Source organism: Rhizobium sp. Root274 (genome assembly GCF_001429245.1).
Classification (GTDB): domain Bacteria; phylum Pseudomonadota; class Alphaproteobacteria; order Rhizobiales; family Rhizobiaceae; genus Allorhizobium.
In genome coordinates this window covers 65,638-90,756 of sequence record NZ_LMJE01000010.1, presented here as the reverse complement: position 1 = coordinate 90,756, position 25,119 = coordinate 65,638, and the positions used below count along the sequence as shown (strand labels likewise).

At 61.0% G+C, this 25,119-nt stretch carries 24 protein-coding genes; 9 read left to right on the top strand and 15 right to left on the bottom strand.

The genetic code is table 11. The features are described 5' to 3' along the window. Nucleotides 1–51: 51 nt before the first annotated feature. Nucleotides 52–1,179 carry a PAS domain-containing protein gene (locus tag ASE36_RS20190; protein ID WP_062284174.1) on the top strand — a complete coding sequence of 376 codons (1,128 nt, stop codon included), beginning with the start codon at nucleotides 52–54 and terminating at the stop codon, nucleotides 1,177–1,179. Beyond that, nucleotides 1,176–1,574, top strand: coding sequence for a response regulator (locus tag ASE36_RS20185; protein WP_062284171.1), 399 nt, complete (start codon nucleotides 1,176–1,178; stop codon nucleotides 1,572–1,574). The genes ASE36_RS20190 and ASE36_RS20185 overlap by 4 nt, the downstream gene beginning before the upstream one ends. Before the next feature lie 112 nt (nucleotides 1,575–1,686). Here ASE36_RS20185 and ASE36_RS20180 read toward each other — a convergent pair whose 3' ends face one another. The 4 genes from ASE36_RS20180 to denD all read right to left on the bottom strand — a co-directional run bounded on the left by ASE36_RS20180 (nucleotide 1,687) and on the right by denD (nucleotide 6,150). After that, nucleotides 1,687–2,340 carry a BA14K family protein gene (locus ASE36_RS20180; RefSeq protein ID WP_062284167.1) on the bottom strand — a complete coding sequence of 218 codons (654 nt, stop codon included), beginning with the start codon at nucleotides 2,338–2,340 and terminating at the stop codon, nucleotides 1,687–1,689. Nucleotides 2,341–2,489: 149 nt separating this feature from the next. Continuing rightward, nucleotides 2,490–4,274: an IlvD/Edd family dehydratase gene (locus ASE36_RS20175; RefSeq protein ID WP_062284163.1), complete on the bottom strand. Its 1,785-nt coding sequence runs from the start codon at nucleotides 4,272–4,274 to the stop codon at nucleotides 2,490–2,492. Continuing rightward, complete coding sequence (locus ASE36_RS20170) at nucleotides 4,271–5,164, bottom strand: NAD(P)-dependent oxidoreductase (protein ID WP_413813674.1); 894 nt, start codon at nucleotides 5,162–5,164, stop codon at nucleotides 4,271–4,273. The genes ASE36_RS20175 and ASE36_RS20170 overlap by 4 nt, the downstream gene beginning before the upstream one ends. A 2-nt stretch (nucleotides 5,165–5,166) precedes the next feature. Continuing rightward, nucleotides 5,167–6,150, bottom strand: a complete 984-nt coding sequence (gene denD / locus ASE36_RS20165) for a D-erythronate dehydrogenase (protein ID WP_062284290.1) — start codon at nucleotides 6,148–6,150, stop codon at nucleotides 5,167–5,169. Between the two features lie 164 nt (nucleotides 6,151–6,314). Between denD and ASE36_RS20160 the strand changes: the two genes are divergently transcribed. The 6 genes from ASE36_RS20160 (at nucleotide 6,315) to ASE36_RS20135 (ending at nucleotide 12,740) form a co-directional block, all read left to right on the top strand. After that, nucleotides 6,315–7,772, top strand: a complete 1,458-nt coding sequence (locus ASE36_RS20160; protein ID WP_062284157.1) for an FAD-binding oxidoreductase — start codon at nucleotides 6,315–6,317, stop codon at nucleotides 7,770–7,772. A 46-nt stretch (nucleotides 7,773–7,818) separates the two neighbouring features. Continuing rightward, a complete protein-coding gene (locus ASE36_RS20155) occupies nucleotides 7,819–8,535 on the top strand; it encodes a FadR/GntR family transcriptional regulator (RefSeq protein WP_162244233.1) in 717 nt (238 codons plus the stop codon). Nucleotides 8,536–8,701: 166 nt separating this feature from the next. After that, nucleotides 8,702–9,871: a fumarylacetoacetate hydrolase family protein gene (locus ASE36_RS20150; protein WP_062284151.1), complete on the top strand. Its 1,170-nt coding sequence runs from the start codon at nucleotides 8,702–8,704 to the stop codon at nucleotides 9,869–9,871. 7 nt (nucleotides 9,872–9,878) lie between these two features. After that, the gene (locus ASE36_RS20145; RefSeq protein ID WP_062284148.1) at nucleotides 9,879–10,412 is read left to right on the top strand and encodes a TRAP transporter small permease; all 534 of its coding nucleotides are present in this window, start codon (nucleotides 9,879–9,881) and stop codon (nucleotides 10,410–10,412) included. After that, the gene (locus tag ASE36_RS20140) at nucleotides 10,412–11,689 is read left to right on the top strand and encodes a TRAP transporter large permease (protein ID WP_062284144.1); all 1,278 of its coding nucleotides are present in this window, start codon (nucleotides 10,412–10,414) and stop codon (nucleotides 11,687–11,689) included. Before ASE36_RS20145 ends, ASE36_RS20140 begins: the two co-directional genes overlap by 1 nt. A gap of 46 nt (nucleotides 11,690–11,735) precedes the next feature. After that, nucleotides 11,736–12,740 carry a TRAP transporter substrate-binding protein gene (locus ASE36_RS20135; RefSeq protein WP_062284140.1) on the top strand — a complete coding sequence of 335 codons (1,005 nt, stop codon included), beginning with the start codon at nucleotides 11,736–11,738 and terminating at the stop codon, nucleotides 12,738–12,740. Nucleotides 12,741–12,822: 82 nt separating this feature from the next. Here ASE36_RS20135 and ASE36_RS20130 read toward each other — a convergent pair whose 3' ends face one another. From ASE36_RS20130 to coxB, 4 genes are all read right to left on the bottom strand, one after another. Beyond that, complete coding sequence (locus ASE36_RS20130; RefSeq protein ID WP_200945195.1) at nucleotides 12,823–13,746, bottom strand: DMT family transporter; 924 nt, start codon at nucleotides 13,744–13,746, stop codon at nucleotides 12,823–12,825. 538 nt (nucleotides 13,747–14,284) lie between these two features. Further along, complete coding sequence (locus tag ASE36_RS20125; RefSeq protein ID WP_062284136.1) at nucleotides 14,285–14,620, bottom strand: hypothetical protein; 336 nt, start codon at nucleotides 14,618–14,620, stop codon at nucleotides 14,285–14,287. Then, complete coding sequence (gene ctaD, locus ASE36_RS20120) at nucleotides 14,617–17,145, bottom strand: cytochrome c oxidase subunit I (RefSeq protein WP_062284132.1); 2,529 nt, start codon at nucleotides 17,143–17,145, stop codon at nucleotides 14,617–14,619. The genes ASE36_RS20125 and ctaD overlap by 4 nt, the downstream gene beginning before the upstream one ends. After that, the gene (coxB, locus tag ASE36_RS20115; protein WP_244474810.1) at nucleotides 17,142–17,804 is read right to left on the bottom strand and encodes a cytochrome c oxidase subunit II; all 663 of its coding nucleotides are present in this window, start codon (nucleotides 17,802–17,804) and stop codon (nucleotides 17,142–17,144) included. The genes ctaD and coxB overlap by 4 nt, the downstream gene beginning before the upstream one ends. 84 nt (nucleotides 17,805–17,888) lie before the next feature. Between coxB and ASE36_RS20110 the strand changes: the two genes are divergently transcribed. Further along, nucleotides 17,889–18,395, top strand: coding sequence for a DUF2231 domain-containing protein (locus tag ASE36_RS20110; protein WP_062284129.1), 507 nt, complete (start codon nucleotides 17,889–17,891; stop codon nucleotides 18,393–18,395). On the opposite strand, the gene ASE36_RS20105 is transcribed toward ASE36_RS20110, so the two are convergent. The 7 genes from ASE36_RS20105 to ASE36_RS20075 all read right to left on the bottom strand — a co-directional run bounded on the left by ASE36_RS20105 (nucleotide 18,373) and on the right by ASE36_RS20075 (nucleotide 25,112). Beyond that, a complete protein-coding gene (locus tag ASE36_RS20105) occupies nucleotides 18,373–18,873 on the bottom strand; it encodes a CopD family protein (protein WP_062284126.1) in 501 nt (166 codons plus the stop codon). The genes ASE36_RS20110 and ASE36_RS20105 overlap by 23 nt on opposite strands. Beyond that, the gene (locus ASE36_RS20100) at nucleotides 18,870–19,616 is read right to left on the bottom strand and encodes a cytochrome c oxidase assembly protein (RefSeq protein WP_062284121.1); all 747 of its coding nucleotides are present in this window, start codon (nucleotides 19,614–19,616) and stop codon (nucleotides 18,870–18,872) included. The genes ASE36_RS20105 and ASE36_RS20100 overlap by 4 nt, the downstream gene beginning before the upstream one ends. A gap of 255 nt (nucleotides 19,617–19,871) precedes the next feature. Continuing rightward, nucleotides 19,872–21,248 carry an FGGY-family carbohydrate kinase gene (locus ASE36_RS20095; RefSeq protein WP_062284117.1) on the bottom strand — a complete coding sequence of 459 codons (1,377 nt, stop codon included), beginning with the start codon at nucleotides 21,246–21,248 and terminating at the stop codon, nucleotides 19,872–19,874. Continuing rightward, on the bottom strand, nucleotides 21,245–21,565 hold the full coding sequence (rhaM, locus tag ASE36_RS20090; RefSeq protein ID WP_062284113.1) for an L-rhamnose mutarotase: 321 nt from the start codon (nucleotides 21,563–21,565) through the stop codon (nucleotides 21,245–21,247). Before rhaM ends, ASE36_RS20095 begins: the two co-directional genes overlap by 4 nt. Further along, nucleotides 21,562–22,578, bottom strand: a complete 1,017-nt coding sequence (locus ASE36_RS20085; RefSeq protein ID WP_062284109.1) for an ABC transporter permease — start codon at nucleotides 22,576–22,578, stop codon at nucleotides 21,562–21,564. The genes rhaM and ASE36_RS20085 overlap by 4 nt, the downstream gene beginning before the upstream one ends. Next, the gene (locus ASE36_RS20080; RefSeq protein WP_062284106.1) at nucleotides 22,575–23,567 is read right to left on the bottom strand and encodes an ABC transporter permease; all 993 of its coding nucleotides are present in this window, start codon (nucleotides 23,565–23,567) and stop codon (nucleotides 22,575–22,577) included. Before ASE36_RS20080 ends, ASE36_RS20085 begins: the two co-directional genes overlap by 4 nt. A 9-nt stretch (nucleotides 23,568–23,576) precedes the next feature. Then, nucleotides 23,577–25,112: a sugar ABC transporter ATP-binding protein gene (locus ASE36_RS20075; RefSeq protein WP_062284103.1), complete on the bottom strand. Its 1,536-nt coding sequence runs from the start codon at nucleotides 25,110–25,112 to the stop codon at nucleotides 23,577–23,579. Between the last annotated feature and the right edge of the window lie 7 nt (nucleotides 25,113–25,119).

Here is a 25,119-nt window from a genome sequence, read left to right as displayed (position 1 = left end):
GGGGGAGCCGATCATTTTTGTCACCAGCCCGCTTCAGGACAGAATTTACATATGACTGATGACAATTCCATTCAGCGGGATGCCCGTGACGCCGGCGACCGGCTTTTGGCTTCGCATCCGTCCGAGGATCCATTTGCCGCCGCCTTCAAGGCGACCCGGATGCCGATGCTGATTACCGATCCTCGCCAGCCGGACAATCCGATCATCTTCTGCAACAAGGCCTTTGCGACCCTTACGGGCTACAGCATGGATGAGTTGATCGGTCGAAACTGCCGACTTCTCCAGGGCCCCGATACAGATCGAGATGCGGTTGCACAGCTGCGCGAGGCCGTGGCCGGCGAGCATGATGTGGCGCTTGATATCCTCAACTATCGCAAGGATGGCAGTACATTCTGGAATGCGCTCTTCGTCAGTCCAGTGCGGGATGCAAGCGGGGAGGTCATCTATTTCTTCGCGTCGCAGCTCGATTTCACCAATATCAAGAGCAAGGAGGTGCAACTCGCGCAGGCGCGGCTCTCTGCCGAAGAGGAAGTGGCACGCCGGACACGCGACTTGAGTGAAGCGCTTCAGGCAAAGACCATGCTGGTCCATGAGGTGGATCACAGGGTCAAGAACAACCTTCTGACCATCGCCTCCATCGTCAAGCTGCAGGCGCGGATGTCGGAAGACGATGTGGTGAAGCGGACCCTGTTTTCCGTGTTGAACCGCGTTGAAGCTCTCAGCACTGTGCAGCGCAAGCTGTTCAAGAACAGTGATCTGGGCCGGTTCGATGTGGCCGATTTTGCCAAGGACCTGGTCGAAGATCTGGTCGGGGCCTTGAAGCGGGATGACATTCGGGTCACCACTGATCTCGCCCCCGTGCTCGTTCCTTCCGTCAAGGCTTCGCCGCTTGCTTTGATTGTGAACGAGCTTGTGCTGGACGCCGTCCGTCGAGGATTGAGCGATGGCGGCGGTGAAATTCATCTGCAGGTGAAACGGACGAATGGGCATTTCGTGATCCGGGTGACCGACAAGACGATGCCCGTGGCCGTCAATCCGGAAGAGGAAGCCTTCGGCAAGCTGATGCTGGAGGCCTGTGCAAAGCAACTACGTGCTGATGTTGAGCGGACCGTCGACGGGCACCGCACCGATGTGCTGGTAACCATGCTGGTTGAGGAAATGAAGGACGCCGACGTTTGAAGATTATGATTGTCGAGGACGAAGCCCTGCTGGCGCTCGAGCTGGAGATGGAAGTGGAAGCGGCTGGTCACGAGGTGGTGGGCACTGCTGCCTCACACTGTGCTGCCTTGGAAATCGTCGATCAGACGTGGCCGCAATTTGCCTTCGTTGATGTCCATTTGAGCGATGGCCCCTCTGGTATCGACATCGGACGCCATCTTGCTTCCACAGGAATTCCGTTTGTCTTTGTCACCGGCAATGTGAAACGCATTCCGGATGATTTCGCCGGAGCCATCGGTGCGATTGAGAAGCCCTACACGATGAACGGTCTTCAGAATGCGCTCACCTATCTGACAGCTCGCGTGTCGGGCCAGCAGCCCTCAACGCCGCCGCCTGGGCTCATTCTGGCAGAGTGATCCAATTACTTTGCTTGGGGTAAGCCACTCAGGCCATATATCGTCTGAAGTGCAAGGGGATATAGCCGCCACGATGCAGGTCGTGCGGGTGGGTTCTTGTCTGTGAAGACCCTCAGAAGGTGCGCAATTCGCACTGCTTGCGCGGACCGCCGCCATAGGGCTGGTAGGAATTGTCCTCGGCGCGATAGGATCGATAGCGTTGGAGACAGTTGCTGGCGTGTAGGGAGTTGACCGCGACTGGCGTCGTGTTTCCCGTTTCATCCTGTACAAGTGTCGCCCTTGCCTCCGCGGTCTCCTCAGGAGATTCATTGAGGTAGGGCGAAACGCAGCTGCGCATCTCGCCACGGTAGGAGATATAGCTGTTATCGTCAGTGCTGTAAGAGCGATAGCGCGCCTGGCACCAGGAGACATGGGCTGGCGACAGCACGGGCGCTTCTGAACCCTGGTCGTGGTCTGTCACGGCGCTTGTTTCAATGATGTCAATGTTCTGCACGACGGAGGCCATTTTCTGCTCGACAGGCTGCTGCGTCGCAGACGCGCTTGCCATGACAACGTTGCTGCCATAGCGGGGCGGAAGCCGTTCATACGTCTGATTTTCCGGATCTACCCGAACAGGGGTCAGGGTCCAAAGGTCGGCGACGTCGAGACCCGCGAAGTGCGGAGTGTCATCCCGGGGCTCCAGCACGGCTGATGCCAAGACGACACCACCCAGCAAGGTGGACACAGCAAGAGCCGTACCGGCCAGCAGCGAAGCCACGGTTTTCATTATAGTCTCCATCCATGCGATTGCTTGGATGGAAAATGTTCTGGCGCTCACTCAGTTCCATCTGAAACGAAATGGGGGCTGAATTTGGTAACCGGCGCGTTGACGCAGACGGGGCTTCACCCCGGCTGCGATTGCGTCTTCGAAGGTCTTCAGTGGTTGTGACGCGGAGGCGTCTTGGAGAGCTGGCGGAAGGCATCGGCTCCCTTGATTGTTGCCCCGTCGGCCAATTGCGTGACAGTCTGGCGGTAGAGCATCTGCCAGGGTGTGGCATCCGCTGGAACTGCCGGGATGCCCTCGGCCTTGCGCCGTGCGATCTCATCATCGGCAACGAGCATGTCGCAGCGGCCCTGGTTGAGATCGATGCGGATCGTATCGCCGGTGCGGATCCAGGCAAGGCCGCCTCCAGCCGCACTTTCCGGCGAAGCGTTGAGGATCGAGGGGCTGTCGGCGGTGCCGGACTGACGACCGTCGCCGATGGTCGGCAGGCTCAGGATGCCGCGCTGGATCAAGTGGTCCGGTGGCTGCATGTTGACAACTTCCGCCGATCCCGGCCAGCCGAGCGGGCCGGCGCCACGGATGACCAGAATGCAGTTTTCATCGATCTCGAGGGACGGGTCGTTGATGCGCTTGTGGTAATCCTCCGATCCGTCAAAGACGATAGCACGGCCCTCGAAGATGCCTTCGCGTCCCGGTTCGTTCAGATACCGCAGGCGAAATCCTTCCGAGATGACGCTTGTTTTCATGATGGCGAAGTCGAACAGATTGCCCTTCAGCACGAGGAAGCCGGCGCGCTCGCGCATCGGTTCGCCGTAAGGCTTGATCACTTCGCGATCGACCGCTTCCCTGCCCTCCAGGTTCTCGGCCATCGTGCTGCCGGTGACAGTGGGACAGCTGCCATTGAGTTTTCCGGCCTGCAGCAGTTCCCACATGATGGCGGGCACGCCGCCGGCCCGATGGAAACGCTCGCCGAGATAGGCGCCGGCCGGCTGGACATTGGCGAGCAGGGGGATGTCAAACCCATGGACCTGCCAGTCTTCCGGCAGCAGTTCGACGCCGGCATGTTTTGCCATGGCCATGAGGTGAGGCTGGGCATTCGTCGAGCCGCCGATGGCGGAGTTGACGCGGATGGCGTTGAGGAAGGCCTCGCGCGTGAGAATGTCCGATGGCTTGATGTCCTGAAGCACCAGTTCCACCGCCCGGCGACCGGTTCGATAGGCCATCTGGCCGCGTTCGCGGTAGGCGCCGGGGATCGCAGCGCAGCCGGTCAGCGACATGCCGAGGGCTTCGGCCATGGCATTCATGGTGGAGGCGGTACCCATGGTGTTGCAATGGCCGACGGACGGGGCGGAATCGAGTGCGCGTTCGAGGAATTCTTCCTTGGTGATCTCACCGGCCGCGTATTTGCGGCGCGAGCGCCAGATGACGGTGCCGGAGCCGACGAGTTCGCCGTCGTGCCAGCCGTCAAGCATCGGTCCGCCTGAGAGCACGATCGCTGGAATGTCCACCGTTGAGGCGGCCATCAGCGCCGAAGGCGTGGTTTTGTCGCAGCCGGTCGTCAGCACGACACCGTCGAAGGGGTAGCCGTAAAGCAGCTCCACCAGACCGAGATAGGCGAGGTTGCGGTCGAGCGCCGCAGTGGGGCGCTTGCAGTTTTCGAAGAGAGGGTGCGACGGGAATTCGATCGGGATGCCGCCGGCATCGCGGATACCGTCCCGAACGCGCTTGGCAAGGTCGAGGTGGTGGCGGTTGCACGGATTGATGTCGCTGCCTGACTGGGCAATCCCGATGATCGGTTTGCCGGAACGAAGCTCTTCGGGCGTCGTGCCATAGTTCATGAAGCGCTCGAGATAGAGGGCGGTCATGTCGAGATGATCGGGATTGTCGAACCAGTCCTGCGAGCGCAGCCGGCGTTTGGGTTGTTCTGATCCGCTCATGGGTGATCTTTCTCCCGATTGTTTATCTTCTCCAGATGCAGGAGCAATGCGCTGTGGTCTTTCTCGCCATTGCCGTCGTCCACGAAAGCCTCGAAGGCTTCACGCACTTCTGCCGTCAACGGAAGATCAAGTGAAAACTTGTCGGCCATTGCCCTCACTGCATTGAGATCCTTCAGTTGCAGGCGCGATGGGCCGCCTGGCTCGAAGCGACGCTCGACCATGCGGGCACCGTGCAAATCGAGGATGCGGCTTTCGGCGAATCCGCCCCGAATGGCTTCGCGGAACTTCTCGCGCGAGGCACCGCCGGCTTCGACCAGCATCATGGCCTCGGCAACTGCGCCGATGGTGATGGCGACAATCTGCTGGTTGGCGAGCTTGCAGATCTGGCCCGCGCCGGAGGGACCAACATGGGTGACGCGGCCGAGCGCTGCAAACACGTCGGCAAGGTCCGAGATCACTGAGACGTCGCCGCCGGCCATGATCGCCAGTGTTCCGGCTTCGGCACCGACCACGCCGCCAGAGACCGGCGCATCGACATGGGAAATGCCGCGCTCGCTCAATCTGGCTGAATGCTCTTTGGCGATCGGTGGTGCGATCGAAGACATGTCGACAACGACAGCCCCCGACTTCAACGCTTTATCGACACCTGCCGCGAAGAGGACGTCTCCGACGGCATTGCCGTCAGAGAGCATGGTAATAACGACATCAGCATTGTTGACCGCTTCGGCGGCAGTGCGGGCAAGGGTTGCGCCATTGCCCACCAGTGCTTCCGCCTTGCTGATGTCGCGGTTCCAGACGGTGACCGGGAAACTGGCGGCGAGCAATCGCCGCGTCATCGGCGCGCCCATCAGTCCGGTCCCGAGGAAGGCGATGCGCTTGTTTTTTTCCAAAGTCAAAGCTTGCCTCCCAATTCATCCTCAATGTGAATGCGGATGATGTCGTCGAAAGAGTTTTCAGCGACGAAGCCGAGTTCGCGGGCGCGTTTGGCCTCGAAGCCGGGTGCCCAGCCGGCGCAGATGCGCATGATCATCTCGTCCGGTTCGCGGCGAATGAGCTTCACGGTCTTCTCGCCGGCGATACGGCGCAGCGCCTCGATCTGTTCGCCGACAGTGGCGCTGACGCCCGGCATGGAGAGGTTGCGGCGGGGGCCGACCTTCTCCACGTCGATCGTTGCTCCGTGTAGGAGGAAGCCGACGGCAGAGCGGGGCGAGGCATGCCAGTGGCGAACGTCATCGGTCACCGGAAGCACGGCTTCCTGGCCGATCAGAGGCTCTCGCAGGATGTTGGAGAAGAAACCGGACGCGGCCTTATTGGGTTTGCCGGGGCGAATGCAGATCGTCGGCAGGCGGATGCCGATGCCGTCGAAGAAGCCCTTGCGAGAGTAGTCAGCCAGTAGCAATTCGCAGATCGCCTTCTGAGTACCGTAACTGGTGAGCGGGGTGGTGTGGAACTCGTCGGGAATGGGGAAAGGCAGGGGGGCGCCGACAACGGCGATCGAGGAGGTGAAGACCACACGGGGGCGGTAGCCGTCTTCAAGATGCGCTAGCCGAATCGCCTCGAAGAGGTAGCGCGTGCCATCAAGATTGATCTGGTAGCCCTTTTCGAAATCCAGTTCAGCTTCGCCCGATACGATGGCCGCCAGGTGAAATATAACGTCGGGACGCGTGGCGACAAGCTTTTCAGCAGCTCCCGGCGCCGACAGGTCTGCCGTTTCCAGCACGACGCGGCCTTGGAAACCGGCAGGTGCATCCGGTGTGACGACGTCGACCAGCGTCATGGCTTCGACAGGTTTGCCGCCGAGCGTACCGTCCCTTGTGAGGCGCTGGGCCAGTTTGCGGCCGACCATTCCTGCAGCGCCGATGATCACAATATGCATGTTTTTCTCCTCCGATTCCATTCATCCGCCGAGCGTACGGCGGGCACAAGCGCTCCTACCGAAAAAAGCATTTGTAAGGTTGTCTGATAACCTTATATTTGACGCTTGAAAACCGAATATTTGACGCTGGCGCATCGAGAGAGGCAGTCCGCAGGAGGAATGAGATGGAGCGTGGGGATGTGAGTGGAGCCGGTGGAGGGTTGGCGGATGCGCGGATAGCGGCGCTGAGGGCCCGACTCGGCGATGACCTCGTATTGTCCGGACCAGAAACCGAGCGCTATTGCCGCGACTGGCATGGTGACATCACGACCGGTGCTGTCGCCGTCATCCGGCCGAGAAGCACGGCTGATGTTTCTGCGGCCGTCAAGGCAATTGGTGCGCTCGGGCTTTCCATCGTGCCGCAAGGTGGCAATACGGGCCTCGTCCTTGGAGCGACGCCGGATGATCCGGCAGGTCAGGTGGTGATCAGCCTTGAACGCATGACCGCTATCCGGCGTCTCGACGTGGATGACTTCTCTGCCGTGGTGGAGGCGGGGATTGTTCTTTCAGAGTTCAAGGACAAGGTGGAGGCGGCTGGGCTCTATTTCCCGCTCGCGTTGGGAGCGCAGGGATCTTGCCGGATCGGCGGCAATGTTTCGACCAATGCCGGCGGCATCAATGTCTTGCGCTATGGCATGACACGCGAGTTGGTGCTCGGCCTGGAAGTGGTGTTGCCGGATGGCTCGGTCTTTGATGGGCTGTCGACGCTTCGCAAGGACAATCGCGGCATCGACCTCAAGCAATTGTTCATCGGCGCCGAAGGCACGCTCGGGATCATCACGGCCGTTTCGTTGAAGCTCATGCCGCCGGCCGAGCAGGTGGCCACGGCGCTGCTCGGGCTGAACGCATTGTCCGACGCAATTGCGCTCTACCGCCGGGCGCGACGCGACTGTTGCGACCTGATGTCGGCATTCGAGTTCATGCCGCCAGTCGCCTTCACGCTTGCCCGCGAGGCAATGCCGGATCTGGCGATGCCGATGCCAGGTGATTACCCGGCCTATGTGCTGATGGAGATTTCCGGGTCGGGGCTCGTGGATATCGAAGATCTGATGCAACGTTTCCTGCAAGGGGTAATGGAGGAAGGTCTGGTTCTTGACGGCGTGGTGGCGGGATCGCGGGCGCAGGCGCGCAATCTCTGGGCATTCCGCGAGGGCATGAACGAGGGGCAGGCCAAGCGCGGCCCGCATCTGCGAACCGACGTGTCAGTGCCCTTGTCGAAGCTTGCCGATTTCGTGCAGCAGGCGGAAGCCGCCGTGATGGCGGCGTTACCGGACTGTCTCTGCGTATCATACGGCCATGTCGGAGATGGGAATGTGCATCTCAATGTGCTGCCGCCAGCGGGGCTAACGCGGGAGAAGACGGACCATTTAATCTATCAGGCGAAGGGACTGATCAATGCGGTTCTGCTCGGTTTCGGAGGCTCGATCAGCGCCGAACACGGGATTGGCCGATTGAAGAAGCCGGATTTCATCTCCGGTCTGCCGGAGACACAGGCGCATCTGCTGCATGCGATCAAGCACGCTATTGATCCGCAGATCATCATGAATCCCGGTTGCCAATTGAATTTCGCAAAAGATTCGTGAACAACCGGCGGGGTGGTACGGAGAGCAGTCGGGCATGGCGATCGATATAGGTCAATTCAACCTCGGGCAGATCAAGCGAAGCGATCATCTGCCGACGCGGATCGCAGCGCAGTTTGCCGCCGAGATCAATGAGGGACGTCTAGCGCCGGGCGACAAGCTGCCGACCGAGCATGTGCTTGCAAAAACCCTTGGGGTCAGCCGCTCGGTTATTCGTGAAGCCATCGCGCAATTGCGCAACGAGGGGCTTGTCGAAACCCGGCAGGGGGTCGGCGCCTTTGTCTTGGAGCGTTCCTTGCGTCCCATCCGGATCAAGGATGGAGAGTTGTTCGATCCGCACAGCTTTCGCGCCATGTTCCAGCTGCGCGTGCCTCTTGAAATCGAGGCGGCGGGTCTTGCCGCGGTTCATCATACACCGGCGGATCTTGCTCGCATCGATGCGGCACTGGACCGCATGACGGGGGCGGAGAAGTGGTCGGATCAGGGCATAGATGCGGATCTTGCCTTTCACCGGGCGGTCGCGGATGCCACCCACAATGAGTATTTTTCGATGTTCATCGGCTTCATTGCCGAGCGCATCAGCCTTGCGATCAATGCGGCCCGGTCTCGTGCCGTTCTGGAAGAAATCGTTGAGGCGACGATTGCAGAGCATACAAGGCTGCGCGATGCGATCGCCAGCCGCAATCCGACCGATGCGCGCGAGGCGATGCGGCTGCACATGCATGGCGCAGCGAGCCGCATCGAACTGAGCCTGGAGCAATTCTGACCCGTATCGCATCGCGAGCCACCCGCACGTGGGGATGAAACGGTGCGGGGGTAGACAGGGGCGAATTCGCTCCCTATTAATATCTGTGAGGAGTTGTCAGACATCCTGACAATACGGCAAGGCGACAGGGGTGTCGTCTCGCCAAAGGACGAGGAGGAGGTCCGTCTTGGCGGTAGAGCGCAATCTGAGATCCGTTGATATTCTTCCCAAGGACGCCTCAGACGCGATCCTCGTAGGTCGCGTGTGGTCCGATGCAGCTGCTGGGCCCTGCCCGGTTCTGGTGCGCGCCGGTCGCGTGCTGGATCTGGCAGGCATTTCGGCAACCTCATCCGGGCTTCTGGAAATCGACGACATCGCCAAGCGTCTGGCGCAGGCTTCGGATCTTCCCGATCTGGGCTCGCTCGATGACTTTCTGTCGGGAAAAGCAGGCCGTCTGCTGGCCCCCATCGATCTGCAGGCGGTCAAGGCCGCCGGTGTCACCTTTGCCGACAGCATGCTGGAGCGGGTCATCGAGGAACAGGCCAAAGGCGATTCCGGTCGTGCTCAGGCCATTCGCGGCCAACTTGCGCCGGTTCTCGGCGACAGCCTGCGCGGTGTCGTCGCAGGCTCCGAGCAGGCGGCGAAGGTGAAGGGGCTGCTGCAGGAGATGGGGCTCTGGTCGCAGTATCTGGAGGTCGGGATCGGCCCTGAAGCGGAGATATTTACCAAGGCGCAGCCAATGGCGTCCGTCGCCTGTGGTGACACCGTCGGTATCCACCCCATTTCGCAATGGAACAATCCGGAACCGGAGATTGTTCTGGCCGTACGTTCCGACGGCAGGATTCTGGGGGCGACGCTCGGCAACGACGTCAACCTGCGCGATGTCGAAGGACGTTCCGCGCTGCTTCTGGGGAAAGCGAAGGACAACAATGCTTCTTGTGCCATCGGTCCGTTCATCCGCCTTTTCGATGAGAGCTTCACGATCGACGTGCTGCGCAAGGTCCGAGTCGCGCTTGTCGTGCGGGGCAAGGACGGTTTCGAGATGACGGGCGAAAGCCCCATGGAAGCGATCAGCCGCTCGCCGGAAAACCTTGTCGCGCAGTTGCGCAACCGTAATCACCAGTATCCCGATGGGGCTGTCCTGTTCCTCGGCACGATGTTTGCCCCCGTCAAGGATCGCCGAGGTGCCGGGCTCGGCTTCACCCATGAGGTGGGCGATCGGGTCGAAATCTCCACACCGAAACTGGGGCGCCTGGTGAACTGGGTCGATCGCACGGATGCTTGTCCCGAATGGACCTTCGGAACCCGCGCCCTGTTTGCCAATCTGGCCCGCCGTGGCCTCCTCGACCAGGCGTGAGGTTCTGATGACCAAGATTGTCGATCTCTTCTACCGTTTTCTCGAATTCCTGCTCATCGTGCTGCTTGGCGGCATGGCGATCATGGTGTTCGTCAACGTCGTCCTTCGCTATGCCTTTAACTCCGGCCTCACGGTCTCGGACGAAATGGCGCGCTACTTCTTCGTCTGGCTGACCTTTATCGGTGCAGTTGTAGGCTTCCGAGAATATGGCCATCTCGGCGTTGAATCCCTCGTTGCCTTGCTTGGACGGCGCGGACGGATCGTTTGCATGATCCTGTCCAATCTCGTCATCCTCGGCGTCTCCGCGCTGTTCTTCTGGGGCACATGGAAGCAGCTGCCGATCAATGCCAGCATGAGTGCGCCGGTTACGGGTCTCTCCATGGGCTGGGTCTACGGCATCGGCTTCTTCACAGGCGCCGGCTGCAGCCTGATTGCGTTGGAACGGTTGTTCCGCCTGCTCACCGGTCGCGTCACCGATGAAGAAGTCGCGATGTTTGCTGGTGAGCATATGGGTATCGAGAAGCTGGTGGAGCGCGCCTGATGACCCTCGTCGTCTTTATTGTTTCGCTCCTTGGTGTCATGGCTATCGGCGTTCCGGTCGCCTTTGCCCTGATGTTCTGCGGCGTCACCCTCATGTGGTACATGGGGATGTTCAACAGTCAGATCATCGCCCAGAACATGATTGCCGGCGCGGATACCTTCACGCTTCTGGCCATTCCGTTCTTCGTGCTGGCTGGCGAGTTGATGAATTCCGGCGGTCTGTCACGTCGTATCATTGAATTTGCCATTGCCTGCGTCGGGCATATTCGCGGCGGCCTGGGCATCGTGGCGATCATGGCGGCCGTGATCATGGCGTCGATCTCCGGCTCGGCTGCAGCCGATACGGCGGCACTTGCCGCGATCCTCATCCCGATGATGGCGAAAGCCGGCTACAACGTGCCGCGCTCTGCAGGTTTGATCGCTTCGGGCGGCATTATCGCACCTGTCATTCCGCCATCCATGGCCTTTATCGTCTTCGGTGTGGCTGCGAACGTGTCGATTACGCAGCTGTTCATGGCCGGCATCGTGCCTGGCATTCTGATGGGTCTGGGGCTGGTGATCGCCTGGCAGATCGTGGTTCGGAAGGACAATATTCAACCCCTGCCCAAGGCGCCTGCCAAGGAGCGCCTCAGTGCTACCGGTCGTGCGGCTTGGGCGCTGGGCATGCCGGTGATTATCCTTGGCGGCATCAAGGCTGGTATCGTCACGCCGACGGAAGCGGCAGTCATTGCGGCTGCCTATGCCATGTTCGTCGGCATGGTCATCTACCGCGAACTCAAGCCTCGGGATCTGCCCGGCGTGGTCCTGCAAGCTGCCAAGACGACGTCCATCATCATGTTCCTGGTTTGCGCCGCGCTCGTCTCGGCCTGGCTGATCACCGCCGCCAATATTCCGGGAGAGATCACCCGTTACATCGAGCCGCTCATCGATCGTCCCATGCTGTTGATGTTCGTCATCATGCTGCTGGTTCTCGTAGTCGGCACGGCTCTGGACCTCACGCCGACCATTCTGATCCTTACCCCGGTGCTGATGCCGATCATCAAGCAGGCGGGTATCGATCCGGTCTACTTCGGCGTGATGTTCATCATGAACTGCTGCATCGGGTTGATCACGCCGCCAGTCGGCGTCGTGCTCAATGTCGTCAGCGGTGTGGGCCGGGTTCCTTTGGGCAAGGTCGTGACCGGTATCACGCCCTTCCTGCTCGCCCAGGTTCTGATCCTGATGTTGCTGGTCGTCTTTCCGGACATCGTCATCGTCCCGGCGCAATGGCTCCGATGACACAAGTCTTTTCAACCGTCTCGTTTTATCCAAGGGAGGAAATACAATGAGAAAGCTTCTACTGACCACAACCGCACTCGCCTTCTGTGCCGCAGGTGCCGCACCGGCATTCGCGGAATTCACCGAACGCACGATCCGTGTCTCGAATGGCATCAATGCCGACCATCCCGTTGGCAATGGCATCGAAGCCATGCAGAAGTGCCTTGACGAAAAGTCGGGCGGCAAGCTGAAGCTGCAGGCCTTCTGGGGCGGTGCACTCGGTGGCGACCTCCAGGCGACCCAGGCGCTCCGTTCGGGCGTGCAGGAAGCCGTCGTCACCTCGTCCTCACCGCTGGTCGGCATCGAGCCTGCACTCGGCGTCTTCGACCTGCCGTTCCTCTTCTCGAATGCCCAGGAAGCCTACAAGGTTCTCGACGGCAAGTTCGGCGACATGATGAGCGAAAAGCTCGCCGCCGTCGGTCTCGTCAATCTCGGCTATTGGGAAAACGGTTTCCGCAACCTGTCCAACTCGGTTCGGCCGGTCACCAAGTGGGAAGACTTCGAGGGGATGAAGGTTCGCGTCATGCAGAACAACATCTTCCTCGACACCTTCCAGAACCTCGGCGCCAACGCCACCCCGATGGCTTTCGGTGAGGTCTTCTCGGCGCTGGAAACCAAGACGATCGACGCGCAGGAAAACCCCTATGTGACGATCGACACCTCGAAGTTCTTCGAGGTCCAGAAGTATGTGACCGAGACGAACCACGCCTACACGCCGTTCCTGTTCCTCTTCTCCAAGGCCATCTTCGACACCTATGCGCCGGAAGAGCAGGCGGCCCTGCGCGAATGCGCCAGCGTCGGCCGCGATGTCGAGCGCAGCGTGATCGCCGACCTCAACAAGAAGTCGCTGGAGAAGATCAAGGCGGCCGGCCTTGAGGTCAACACGCTCTCGCCCGAAGAGCAGAAGCGCATCCGCGAAAAGTCGATGGTGGTCTACGAGAAGCACAAGGCCGAAATCGGCGCCGACGTCGTTGATTCCATCGTGGCTGAACTCGCCGAAATCCGGAAGTAACCTCCCTGGTCGCAGTTTGGCGGCTGCACCAGACGAAGCCCGCAGCGGGAAACCGTTGCGGGCTTCGGTATTCTAGTCCTAGCTATTCGGGTACGGCCGGAAGAACCTGATCACGCTTTTTCAACTGCTGCTCGCGGAAGAAGATGAAGAGTCCGGAGCCGACGATCAGGGCCGCTCCGACGACCATGGTGAGCCGTGGGACCTCACCGAAGAACCACCAACCGAAGACGACGGCCCAGAGGAGCAAGGTGTATTGCAGCGGCGCGACGGTCGCTGCGTCCGATATCTTGAGTGCTCGATTGACCAGGATGTGCGCGGTCATTGCGACGATGCCTAGCAGGCCCAGCAGCAGGATCTCGGTGATCGAGGTGAGCGGCGTCCAGTCGAGCGGGGCGAAGACCAGGCCGGCCAAGGCGGCGCCGCCAGTCTGGAACAGGACCAGCGTCTTGTCGGGTGTGGCGCGGAGGCTCCTTCCGGACAGCATCATGAAGGCAAAGGCGGCGGTGCCGATGATGGAGATCAGCGCCGGTGCCGTGAACATGGCGCTCGACGGCTCGAGCGTGATGATAACGCCCACAAAGCCGACTCCAATGGCTGTCCAGCGACGCCACCCGACCTTTTCCCCCAGCAGGAAAGGGGCTGCCGCAGCGACATAGATGGGGGCAGCGAGCCAGTAAGTCATGACGTCCGCGAGCGGCAGATACATGACCGCATAGTAGAAGCAGAAAAGCTCGAGGGTGGAAAGAACGACGCGCGCGACCTGAAGCCAGGGGCGCTCCGCTTCCACGATCGGTTTCGGTCCTGCCATCCAGAGAAACGGCGCGAGAACGAGGAGTGCGGCAACGCTGCGGATCAGGATCACCTGCCCAAGACCGTAGCTTGCCACCAGCCACTTGCCCATGGCGTCATTGAGCGCAAAGAGCAGCATGCCGAGAAGCATGACGGCAGGACCGGTAAAGGCGCCGAACACAGATACCGTTTTTGTCGTGGAAGGGGTGCTGGTCATGATGTCTCCCAAACAGTCTGCCGGTCATGCGCCTGTGCGATCCTCGGATCGCAGCTGCGTGGCCGGCTTATTCTCATGTATCGAGCAAAGCTCAAGCTCCTCGGCGGGCCTCCCGCGCGCCGTGGGTCAGTGCCTCGTCTTGTCACGTCGGAGGGGGAAATGCGAGGGCAGGGGCGCCATTTCCGATACCCTTCGCAGCTGCTGCTCGGCATTGTTTTGCCAAAAGCGTCTGCGGTGGTCGAATGTTTTCTCGTCGGTCGTATCTTTAGCATATAGATTTACTTAGGAATATTGACCCGCCGCGCAATATGGCCAGACTGGGAGGTGATGGAGCTGCGTGGACCTTCACCTGCTCCGGACTGGAGAAAGCATGTCGCGACCGACCGTGAAGAAGAGCAGCACTCCCCGTTATCTCCGTCCAACGGATGCCAGCGGCCGGTGCATGGCGATTGCAACCACGAGCGCATCGATTGCCTTTCTCGCTGTTCTGATTGTTGCTCTTTGAGGCAGTCGCACCCTTGGCTGACGGTCTGGTCGCTCAGCATAGAGTTAGCCAGAATATGCCCGCGAAAGTGGCCAGCGTGGCTGCCGCAGCGGCAAGGTTGGCGAGCCGTGAGATATGCAGGAGACGCCGCCTTTCATCCTCAGTCGCGCCCGCGACTGGCTTTAGCCAGTGCCTTTCCATGAGGTGGAACAGCACTAAGGTGGTCAAAACCATAGCGGATAACATGCCTCGAAGCAGCGAGGTCGGCCCGAGCGGCGTTTCATGCCAGCCGAGCTTGCAACCCGTTGCCTGGACGCCATAGAGCAGCAGGAAGGCTACGGACCAGAGGACGAAGCCGGCCAGCAGGCCGGCGAAGGGATGAAGTTTCATCCGTTGCCTCCCACTTGGCTCAGGCTCTGTAGAGCAAACGGGAAGGCCAGACCGATCAGTCCGGCTATAGCCGTATAGTCATGCCAGAGCCTGCCAATGCGCAGATCGAGTGATCGGCTTTCCGATATGTATCCCGCATACCAGCGCCACAGGCCATAGCCGGCCAAGAGCCCACCGATTATGACATGCAACCCAACATAGACTGCGACGGCAAAGGCCGAGGCGGATGCGGCATGCGCCTGCGGTGCAGGAATAGCCAACAGGATCGTGGCCATTGCAGCCAACGCCATCAGATATCCTCCTAGAGTGAAGGCTAGGCCGAGCGGGGTGCCGCCCGCCTGACCGGTCGCGATACGCGCGCCGACCGCTGTTACCAGCAGGCCGGCGGCCGCAAACGCGGATCGACCGGTGAAGGTGAAATCCATGTCCGGTGGCGGCCAGTTGGGGGCGGAAAGCCAGAGGAAGAAAGTGCCGAAGAGCAGGGAGGTGTAGAGCGTCGCATTGGCTGCGAGCGCAAAGACGACGCCCCACCAGGATGGCGGCTGCGCTGCCTGCTGGTGATGTGGCGCGCTCGATCCCAGGCCGACGTCGAGCTGCGGGATATCCTGTTTCAGTCCGGTGGAGGGTGTCCATCGGAAAAAGAGCCCGACAACGAACACGACCGCAATGGGCGTCAGCCAGTAGAGTTTGGCAAGCAGGCTGGCAAAGAAGAGAGCCGTCGCCACTGCAGTCCAGAACGGGAGATAGGTTGGACGTGGCAGGACCACGACGTGATCGACCTCACCCGTCACCATGTCGACGGCGAGGGTTTCCATCCAGCCGTTGCGCATGAAGCCGAGATAGCCGCGTCCGGCGGCAAGGTGCGGTCCCAGTGTCTGCGGTTCCAACCCGTCCGCGCGCTGCTCGATGCGTGGCAACGATCCGAACGTGTAGGACGGAGGCGGAGTGGGCGTTGCCCATTCTAATGTTCCGGCCTGCCAGGGATCGCGACGGTAGGGGCGACCGAAGCGGATCAGCAGGATGAGATCGAGGGCGACCAGCGCAAAGCCAATCGTCATGACGAAGCTGCCCATTGAGGACACGAAGTTCAGGACCTCCCATCCCGATTCCTGAGGGTATTCGAAGACCCGGCGCGGCATGCCTCTCAGACCTGTCAGGTGCATGGCGAAGAAGGTCGTGTTGAAACCGATAAAGACCAGCCAGAATGCGGGCTTCGACAAATGCTGGACCGGCTGGCGGCCGGTGATGTGAGGAAGCCAGTAGTAGGCGGCCGCCATCATCGGGAAGACGAAGCCACCCACCAGAACATAGTGCAGATGGGCGACGACGAAGTGGCTGTCATGCGCTTGCCAGTCGAAGGGGACCATGGCGAGCATGACCCCGGTCAGGCCGCCGAGCACGAAGACGAAGAAGAAGCCAAAGACATGCAGCATGGGGATCGAGAGCCGAGGCCTCCCATGCGCCAAGGTTGCCAGCCATGCGAAGATCTGGATGCCGGTCGGGATCGCGACCAGAGCGCTTGCGGCGGAGAAGAAGGAGAGCGCCACATGGGGTATGCCGACGGTGTACATGTGGTGGACCCAGAGGCCGAAGGAGAGGAAGGCCATGGCGACGATGGCGGCCACGATCAGGTTGTAGCCTTCCAGCGTGCGCCGGCTAAGGACCGGGATGATGGTGGAAAGCGCGCCTGCCGCCGGCAGGAAGATGATGTAGACCTCTGGGTGGCCGAAGAGCCAGAACAGGTGCTGCCAAAGCAGCGGATCGCCGCCCCGCGTCGGGTCGAAGAACGGCAGATCGAATGCGCGTTCCACTTCGAGCAGGATCGAGCCGAGGATCAGGGGCGGAAAGCCGATCAACATCATCGCCGCGACAACGAGCATGTACCAGGCAAAGATCGGCATGCGCGTGAGCGACATGCCGGGTGCCCTCAGCCTGAGGATCGTTACCATCAACTCGATCGCAGCCGATAGGGCCGATATCTCGACGAAGGTGATGCCGAGAAGCCAGACGTCGGCATTGATGCCGGGCGAATAGGGCTTGGACGAGAGGGGCGTATACATGAACCAGCCGCCGTCGGGCGCGATGCCGAAGACGAGGGCGGCGATCAGAAAAGAGCCGCCGAACAGGTAACACCAGTATCCGTAGGCAGACATGCGCGGGAAGGCGAGATCGCGGGCCCCGAGCATCTTGGGGAGAAGGTAGATCGCCAGGCCTTCGAAGAAGGGTATGGCGAAGAGGAACATCATGATCACGCCGTGCATCGTGAAAACCTGGGCGTATTGCTCGGCGTCGAGGAAGGCGCTGTTGCTGGAGGCAAGCTGCGTGCGGATCAGCATGGCGAGGACGCCGCCGATGGCGAAGAAGACGAGCGCGGTCACCATGAAGCGTCTGCCAATAACGTTGTGGTTGACGGCGGAGAAGCGCTTCAGGCCTGATCCTGACTCCCAGACGGCATCAAGCTGGTGATGCAGCTGGATCGGCGAGCTGGCAGCAGCGGCGCGGGTTTCGTAGCGTGTCTCGCTCATTCTTCTGCCTCTGCCGTCGTCATGGTCAACTCTGTAAGGCGCTGCCGATAGCTTTCCTGGGGGTGAGCCTCGACGGTGAAACGCATGCTGGTGTGGCCGGTACCGCAGTATTCGGCGCATATCCCGCCATAGCGCCCGGGAGTGTCAGCCTTGATCCGCAACCGCGTCGTGTGACCCGGTATCGCGTCGATCTTGCCGGCTAGACGCGGGATCCAGAAACTGTGGATCACATCCGTGCTGGTAACGCTCAGTTCGACCACGACACCGGCCGGAATATGCAAGGTGCCACTGCTGTCTGGTGCTGTGGCCATGTCCGGATAGCGGAAGTCCCAGTGCCACATGCTGCCACGTGCCTCGATGCGTGCACCGACCGGCTCGTTCTGCCAGGCGCCGAGCAGGAATTCCCCTTTCGCCATGCCGTAGGCCATCAGAGCTAGGAGCACGGGAATGGGCAGGGCCAGCCCCCCGAGGACCATCCAGCGTTTCTGAGACAGGCTGCTGCCGAAGCCGGGGCGATAGATCACGAGCAGGAAAAGGGTCATAACCAACGCAAAGATCAGGGCCGCGCCTCCCAGCATGACCCACCAGAGATTGGCAATCGCGCCGGCGTAAGGCCCGGCTGGATCGAGCGCCGAGAGATCTCCTGAACAGCCAGCCAAGGTTAGTGGCAGACAAAGACCGAAAGCGCTGCGAGGGAACCATCGACCGCCATCGCGCTTTCTCGTGTCAAACGGAGATGTTCCATGAGCGAAGCAGAGACGAGCAGCAGCCAGAATCCTGTCATCGAGAAGCTTGAGCAGAAGGACACGAGCTCGGCGATTGCGGTTGCCGGTCATCCCCTTCACGCAATGAGCGTGCATTTTCCGATTGCCCTTGTCTTCGGCACGCTTGCTGTGGACGTCTTCTACTGGTGGTCGGCGGATCCCTTCTGGCTGCGTGTCGGTCTTTGGACCTCTGGAACCGCTTTCGTTGCCGGTATCGCAGCGGGTATTGTCGGGACTGCGGAGCTCATCCTCGTGCCCGGCATCCGCGCGCGTGTCGCCAGCTGGGCGCATGCGATTGCCGCTGTCACTCTGATTTCCGTCGCGGGTGCAAACTGGGGAATCCGCTTGCTGGAACCCTCGGCAGTCTTGCCACACGGCCTGCTGCTGTCGGTGCTGGCAGGCATCCTCACGGGCGTGGCCGGCTGGCATGGTGGAAAGCTGATCTTCGATCACGGTATCGGCCTCATGGTGTCGCCCAAGGATTGATCGGATCCAGCAAGCGCTTCAGGCCGCCAGGTTCACTGAGAACCCGCGGAAGGGTGAAATCCGGTGCTTCCTTGGCGAGCACGAGGAAAAGAATGGCCGTGACAACGGCGCAGCAGCTGGCGGTCGCCATCACGAATCGCCAGGGTGGATAGATCTCGCCTTCCCGGAACAGTCGGATGATGACCAGGCCGGAAAAGACGTGAAACATCGCAAGCAAGGCGACGAAGGCGAGCTTCCACGAAAACCATGGGGCGAAGACCTCTCGCAGAAAACTGAGAGCAACACCACTCGACACTGCAATGAAGGCGGCAGGCGAGATGATTGCGACATAGGCGAAGCGGACCATGCGCTGCATGCGGTAGAGGGATTCGTCGCTCGTCACGTGCGCCCGCTGGACGTAGAGGCTCGGCAGGCTGATCAGTCCGGCGGTCCAGATGGAAATGGCGGCGATGTGCAGGAATTTCAGAATGACAATCATGAACGCACCGCCCGCCTCTCAGTGTCTTTCGGTGTGAACAGGCGGGAGAGCACGAGCAGAGCGACGAGCAGATAGGGAAGGGCGGCGGGAACCCACATCAGGAGGCCGGAGAGCTGCTGGTCCGCAAGCGGCAGCATGCCATAGGGCTGTGTCGTCTCCAGATGTGCGACGAAAAGTGGATCGCGCGCGAACGTTAATAATGCGCCGAGCATGCCCATTTGCAGCGTCGTTCCGAGCAGCAGGGCAAGGGCTGCACCAACGGTCCTACCCGGCGCGAGTATGTCGCTCCAGAGCCAGACGGCTGAGCCAATCAGCGACAGTTCCATCAGCCAGTAGGCAGCGGGTGAGCCGAGCGCAAAGAGATACGGGCCCGGGGCATGCCACAGCCACATCAATCCCGTATGCGCCAGAAAGGACAGTTGCGCTGGGAGCAACGTTGATCCGCGCCTTCTTCGAGGCAAAGCCAGAATGATGAGCGGCGCCATGACCGCGACCAGCAGGATATGATGCAGCACCCGGACGGAGAACAGCGCCGAGGCCAGCGCACAGAGTGGGGACACGAATGCGATTAGGGCCACCACGAGCGCCGCAATTGCAGCATTGCGCTCTCTTGATGTCTCGCTCGTCATCAGGAGGATGAAAAAGCCGGCTGCCAGCACACTCAGAAGAACGGGGTCGAAATTCCACTGGAGCATCAGGTTGTCCGGCAGGGGCGGAGGACCGCAATAGATGTTGAGATCCATCACTTGACCCGCCGCGATCTCGACAGGACTTCGCTCAGCCGCAGACGGGGCGGAATGCTGCGTCTCAAGGCATATGCCGGCCGGCTTTTGCCTAGGTCAGTTGTGTATCGCCATGTCGCGCCCGGCATGTCCGCTCCGAATTGTTCCCATAACTTGGGGCGCAACAGGGAAGGGTGCGATTTTGTTCCATGTCCGGAAACGCGGCCCGTTCACGTTTGTGGCAGGGCGGCCGGATTGCGCTGAACTTTGGGCTTTTCACGCTGTGTGTGTCAGGCATCGCCAGGTTTCGGCATAAGCCTGCAGGCCGTCGATGGTGTCCCTGACCTCGTGCATGGGCACCTCCAAGCGGATGCCCGTGAGCAGGGCGGCGCCTATTGCGGTTCCGGTGGAGGCCTCAGAGGCGTGTACGGCGCGCTCAGCCAGCGTATGGAGTGCCGCGAGATAAACCGGATTGCCAGCGAAGGGACCCTCCACGACGATCGGCCCAGCGGAGGCGATGAGATCCAGGCAAGTCAGTGTCATCAGCGCTTCGTAGAGGCTGGCGGCCACACGATGTTCAGCGGGCGATGCCGGCTCTTTCGTCCAGCGTGCGGTGTGACCAGGATAAGGTCCCGTGCCTTTGACGACGCTCGGCAGCATCATCAGCTCTTTATCAAGCACTGAACGCAGGGCCGCCCTCTCTTCGTCCTCGGTGGTCGGTGGGAGGTCATGCGTCAGCAAATCCCATTCGCGTCCTCCCATGAAACGGGCGGAGGGAACGGGATTGCCGTTTGCGTCGACATTGACGAGCGTGTCACGTGCTGCATCCAGATGTGCTGGCTTCGCGCCGACGGCGAAGCTGATCACCCAGGTTCCGGTGGAGACCACCGTGCAGGGCGTGCCGAAGCCGATCAGATGCGGTAGCAGCGAGGCGTTGGAATCGTGAATGCCGCAATAGACGGGCACGGCTCCGGAGAGGCCCAGTTCCGCCGAGATCTCGGGGCGGATCACACCGAGCGCATCGAAGGCAGAGCGGATGGGCGCCATCAGCGTGCGGATGCCGAGCCGGTCGACAAGCGGCGAATAGGTGCCTTCAAAGGGCAGCCACAGATCGGTATGGCAGCCGAGCGAAGTCGCTTCGTTTGCGGCCACACCCGTCAGGCGATAGGACCAGTACTGCGGATAGGTGAGGATCGTGGCGACACTGGCGAAGGCTTCAGGGAACAGCTCTTTCTGGAAATGCAGCTGCGCGCCCCAGTTCAAGCCGCCCGATAGCAAGGGAGACGACGTTTCAGCAAAATCCGGGCGAAGTGCTTCATAGGAGGCCTGAACTTCCTGCGGATAGAGATACTCATAATCGAGCACAGGCAGGGCAAGCTCCCCACGCTTGTTCAACAGCACGCCCGAGGCGCCGTGGGTGGTAATCGACAAGGCGTCGAAGCCGGGATTGCCTGCAAACTCCTTCAAGGTGTCGATGATAAAGGCCCAGAGGCTCTCGATGTCGAAATGGGGATAAGGAGGACCCGGCAGGACGGTGTTGGTGCATTTGCGCACGGCGATCTCGCGCCCGGAGAGGGCATCCACCAGAACGACCTTGGCGTTCGTCTTGCCTATATCAATGACGGCGATGCGTCGAAGGGGTTGCGTCTTCATGGGAGATGGAAGACCGGAACCAGATCGACGGCGACGGGCGAATTGTCCGGATTGGATTGCATGATGTCGGCCATGTGTGCCCACCAACGTTTCATGACCGGATGGTGTGGCAGGTCGGCCATCTTGTGATCTGCCGGTCTCGACAGGACGCCGAAGAGGATGTTGGTTTCCGGGTCGAGATGGATGGAATAATCGCTGATGCCCGCCTCATGGAGGAGCGTGACAAGCTCGGGCCAGATCTCGTCATGGCGCTTGCGATACTCGGCTTCCATGCCGGGATTGAGCTTCATCTTGAAGGCGTAGCGTTCGGTGCTCATGCGGAACTCCTGGCCTGGCGAAGGCGGCGGGCGACGATCGGCAAAGCGATGGTGACGATCAGCAGCAGGCCGATGAAGATCGACATCACAATGCCGGGCACATTGAGCAGGCCAAGGCCGAAGGTGACGAGGCCCATGACGAAGGCGGCGATGACGACGCCGGCAATGGTGCCCGATCCGCCGAGGATCGAGACGCCGCCGAGCACGACCATGGTGACGACTTCAAGCTCGAAGCCCTGCGCAATCGACGGACGGGTGGAGCCGAGGCGCGATGTCAGGCAGACTGCAGCGATCCCACTCATCAGGCCGGTCAGCAGGAAGAGGATGAACTTCACCCGTTCGACCGGAATGCCGGAGAAGCGCGCGGCCAGCGGATTGGTGCCGATCACATAGACATGGCGGCCGAAATTGGTCCGGTGGAGAAGGATGCCGAAGACGACAGCCATGACGAGGAAGAGGACGAATTCGAAAGAGAAGACCCAGACGACGTAACCCTGGCCAAAATACGAGAAATCTGCCGGGTATTTGCCGAAGGCCTGGTCGCCCAGCACAATGTAGGAAATGCCGCGGAAGAGGCTCATCGTGCCAATGGTAACCACGATGGAGGGCAATTTCAGGCCAGCGACAAGCAGGCCGTTGAAGGCACCGCAGGCGAGGCCCACGGTGATGCCGATCGCGACCAAGCCCGGCGTGCCCACACCCAGCTGCACGGCATAACCCATGGCGGTCGAGGCGAGCGCGATGATGGCGGCGACGGACAGGTCTATTTCACCGGCAATGATCAGCAGTGCCATGGCAAAGGCGATCAGGGCCTTTTCGGTGAAGTTGAAGGTAGCGTCCGACAGGTTCCAGGCGTTGAGGAAGTAAGGCGAGGCCAGCGAATTGGCGATGAAGATGGCGACCGCCACGCCAAAGAGCAGGACTTCCCAGCTGCCGAGCAGCCGACGAAAGGGTGTTTCAAGGCGCTCGGGAATGACGCGGGTTTCGTGTGTCTGCTTGGATAACGTGCTCATGCCGTCACCTCCGTCTTGGCTGCGCGATCACGCAGGATGATGCGGCCCTTCTTGCGCTCGGCGCGGGCGTTGAAGACGACGGCGAGCACGATGACGATGCCGGAGATGGCCATCTGGGCGAAGGGCGAAATGCCGATGACCGGTAGCGCGTTTTTAATGACGCCGAGGAAGAGCGCTCCCAGAACCGTGCCAATGACGGTGCCTATGCCGCCCGCGATCGAGATGCCGCCGATGACGCAGGCCGCGACGCTATCGAGTTCGAAGCCCGAGGCGATATCGACATAGGCAACGGCATAGCGCGAAACCCAGAGGTAACCGGAGAGGCCGGCGAGCGCGCCTGACAGGACGAAGGCGAGAAAGCGGGCGCGACCGACATCGATGCCGGCATACACGGCGGCGACCGGATTGCCGCCAGCCGCATAGGTTGAGCGCCCGAAGGGGGTGCGGGCGAGGATGAAGCCGACGAGGATGACGACGGCGATGGCGATCCAGGAGAGAATCGGCAGGCCGAGGACGGGAAGGCGCGGCACGCCGAGGAAATCCGGCTGCATCTGGTGCGCATTGACCCAGGCGCCACCGGACAGAACAAAGCTCATGCCGCGATAGATTGTGAGGGTTCCGAGCGTGACAACGATCGGCGGGATGCGCAGCGCCCAGACGAGGAAACCGTTGATGGCACCGAGCGAAGCGCCGATGCCGATGGCGAGCACCACGAGCAGGGCTAGCGGGAGGCCGGGATAGGTGCTGTCGAGCATGGCGACCGCCATGCCGGTGAAGGCGAGGTTGGCGGCGACGGACAGATCGATCGACTTGGTCAGGATGACTACCATCTGGCCCAGCGCCAGGATGATCAGGATCGATGTGTCGTTGAAGATGGTCGCGAGATTGCCGGGCGAGGCCAAATTGGGCGCACGCGTGGTGAAGGCGAGGATCATGCCGACGATGATCAGGGCCAGCAGCATTTCGCGGTTCTTGAGCAGGTTCTGCATGGTCATTCCTTACGCATTGCCGGTCGCGGCGCGGACCAGCAGTTCTGCGGTCATGTCTTTGCGATCAAAGATGCCCGCCTGCAGGCCCTCGCGCATGACCAAGACCCGGTCGGACATGCCGAGGATTTCGGGCAGTTCGGAGGAGATCATGATGATCGACAGGCCTTCGGAGGCGAGCTCGGAGATGAAGGCATGAACGGCGGCCTTGGAGCCGATGTCGATGCCCTTGGTGGGTTCATCGAGAATGATGACCTTCGGGGCTGTCGCCAGCCACTTGCCAATGACGACCTTCTGCTGGTTGCCGCCCGAGAGCGTGCCGACAGGAACCGAGAGGGCTGCTGCGCGCAGGTCGAGCCGCTCTGCATAACGCCGTGCGAGCTTCAACTCGTTGGCGGCTTTGAGGAAGCCGGAGACGGATGTACGTACCAGCGAGGGCAGCGACATGTTCTGGTAGATCGGCAGGTCCAGCGCCAGACCATGGCGACCGCGTTCTTCCGGCACGTAGACGATGCCGGCCGTGATTGCATCTGCCGGCGTGTCGATGCGGATCTCGCGGCCCTCGAGGTGAACGGTGCCGGAGGCAGGGCGGGTGATGCCGAACAGAGACTGGCAGAGTTCGGAGCGGCCGGCGCCGATCAGGCCGTAGACGCCGAGGATTTCGCCCTTGCGAAGGTCGAATGAAATGTCACGGAATTCTGTCGCGTGGCTGTAGCCGCTGACTTTGAGCACCGAACCGCCGATCGCAACGTCCGTCTTGGGAAAGATGTCATGCACGTCGCGGCCGACCATCTGGCGGACGATCTCATCCTGCGGCGTGTCCTTGAGGATGCCGGAGCCGACCATGCGGCCATCGCGAAAGACCGCGTAGTTATCGGCGATTTCATAGAGTTCATCGAACTTGTGGCTGATGAAGAGGATCGCCTTGCCCTGGCGCTTCAGGCCTTCGACAATGCGGAAAAGATCGTCGATCTCCTTGCGGGAAAGGGCGGCCGTCGGTTCGTCCATGATGACGATGCGAGCATCGACGGAGAGCGCGCGGGCGATGGCGACGAGGTGGCGCTGGGCGATCGAGAAGTCCTTGAGCTTCGTCGTCGGGTCCATGTCGCTTTCCAGCGCCTTCATCAGCGCACGGGACCGTTCGTTGATTTGGCGCCAGTCGATCAGGCCGAAACGGGTGCGCGGCGCATGGCCGAGGAAGATGTTTTCGCCAACGGTCAACTCGTCGAACAGGACCGTTTCCTGATGGATGGCCGTCACACCGGCATCAATGGCATCCTGGGCATCGGCAAAGGTCGTGGGCTTACCGTCGATGAGGATTTCGCCCTCGTTCGGGCGGTAAATGCCGGTCAGAATCTTCACCAGTGTCGATTTGCCAGCACCGTTCTCGCCGATCAGCGCTGTGACCTTGCCCGGATAAAGGGCGATGTCGACACGATCGAGCGCCTTCACGCCCGGAAAGATCTGGGAGATGCCGCGCATCTCGAGTAGAGGCGTGCCGACAGGAGTTGCGCCCGCGGCGAGCGTGCTGGCTTGAACGGTCATCATGTGCTTA